Below are 1,421 nucleotides of genomic sequence, written 5' to 3'. Positions count from 1 at the left end.
CCGGTCTCTTGGAACGTCTCCTGAAACTCCCTGCGGAGCATTACGAGCGTGAATCCCGAAACGGTGACACTGGCCTGCTTGTTGTGCAGGGCGTCATGGATGAGCGAAAGAATGTTTTTGACCGACTTGCGTCCGGCCGTCTGGTAATCCCAGCAGTGGAGGGTGAGCGTAAACTCCCAGCCGTCCCGACTCTTGGTGTCCCAGTCGAGGGTCGTGTCGTCGCCAATCACCACATACGGGGCGTCGATGTCCTGCGGGACGTGGTCGTAAATCTTGGCGGCTCCCAAGGCGGAGATCAGCGGGGCATATCCGGTGAGCCTTGTGAAGATCCCGGCTTGCAGGGCGTTGTCGGGGCTGCTCACGACAACCCCTTGCGGACGGCGGCGTTGAGCCGGTCAACGATCCAGGCTTTGGACTTTTCAAAGGCGGGGAAGAGGAACGGACGCGGGGCGATCTTCTGCGTGCCGAATTCCAGCATTTTCCCGTAGTCAACGCCAACCGTGACATTCCCCTGCAACACCCCGTTGGCCAGCCCGCCCCGGTCCAGGTCTCCCCGAATGGAGTTGATGAGCAGGCCGGTGTCGGTGGCCGGAGCCTCGCCGGGGGCCGAGGCCCGATGAAAGACGTTCTTGCCGCGTTTGTAGAGGCGGCCGGTTTTTCCTCCCTGGGCAATCGACCGTTTGGCCTCGGCCTCGATCTTTTTCGCGGAGGCATACATGGCCGCGGCGAGTTCGGCGGCGACGGCCTCGCGGATGCGTTGGGTCGTTTGCTCCAGCCGGTCCAGCCCCTCGATCTTGACGGAGAAATCCATCACCGTTCCCGGATCAGCAGCTTGAGGGTCTGTTGATTGATGCGAGCCTCCGTGGTGGTGATCTGGTTGACGATGAAATAATCGGTCCCCGGCGTCCCCCCGGTCAGCCAGATGGTGGCCGACGTGGCGGTGTTGGTCGCGGAGCCATATTGGGCGATCCCGGCCGGGACGGTCCATGCGGACGCCGCGATGGTGTCGTCTTCGAGCCAGTCGGACCAGTCAATCTGATAGTCCAGCCGCGCCGAGGGGTCCTTGATGAACGACTCGCTCACGCGGCGACCCGGATGATCCGTTGTTCCGCCGCCGGGGCGATGATGCGGCGTTCGACGGCCACGTCGATGATGCGGCGTTCGGAGGTGATGGTGACAATGCGGACCTCGCCGGCGACGACGGTCAGGCGGGTTTCGGCCGTGACAGTGATGATTCGTGATTCGGCGGCCACGAGGACGACATTCGCGCCCGTGGGGATGAGCGCCTCGCCGTCGGAGGTGTCCGCATCCTCGGTGAGCACGGCCATGCCGGTGACATCGAAGGCGGCTGATCCGCTTGCCGAGGAGTTATCGTTCGATTCGATCAGCGCTGCGGAGGCGATGAATTTCAGTAATGCCGG

4 protein-coding genes are annotated in these 1,421 nt (G+C 63.1%); all 4 read right to left on the bottom strand.

Annotation, left to right across the window (positions count from 1 at the left end; translation table 11 throughout):
- Nucleotides 1-362 (bottom strand): DUF3168 domain-containing protein (locus BGIM_RS60910; RefSeq protein ID WP_238537847.1); only part of this gene is annotated, 362 nt, incomplete at its 3' end.
- Nucleotides 359-811, bottom strand: coding sequence for an HK97-gp10 family putative phage morphogenesis protein (locus tag BGIM_RS0145710; protein WP_020476265.1), 453 nt, complete (start codon nt 809-811; stop codon nt 359-361). The genes BGIM_RS0145710 and BGIM_RS60910, both read right to left, overlap by 4 nt.
- A complete protein-coding gene (locus BGIM_RS0145705; RefSeq protein WP_020476264.1) occupies nt 811-1,083 on the bottom strand; it encodes a phage fiber-tail adaptor protein in 273 nt (90 codons plus the stop codon). Before BGIM_RS0145705 ends, BGIM_RS0145710 begins: the two co-directional genes overlap by 1 nt.
- Nucleotides 1,080-1,421, bottom strand: a 342-nt coding sequence (locus tag BGIM_RS0145700; protein WP_029632090.1) for a hypothetical protein, incomplete at its 5' end; no start/stop codon positions are given. The genes BGIM_RS0145700 and BGIM_RS0145705, both read right to left, overlap by 4 nt.

The sequence above is a fragment of the Zavarzinella formosa DSM 19928 genome (assembly GCF_000255705.1).
In the GTDB taxonomy this organism is placed as follows: domain Bacteria; phylum Planctomycetota; class Planctomycetia; order Gemmatales; family Gemmataceae; genus Zavarzinella; species Zavarzinella formosa.
Note: the sequence above shows the minus strand (reverse complement) of the source record. Positions and strands in the feature narration are given on the sequence as shown.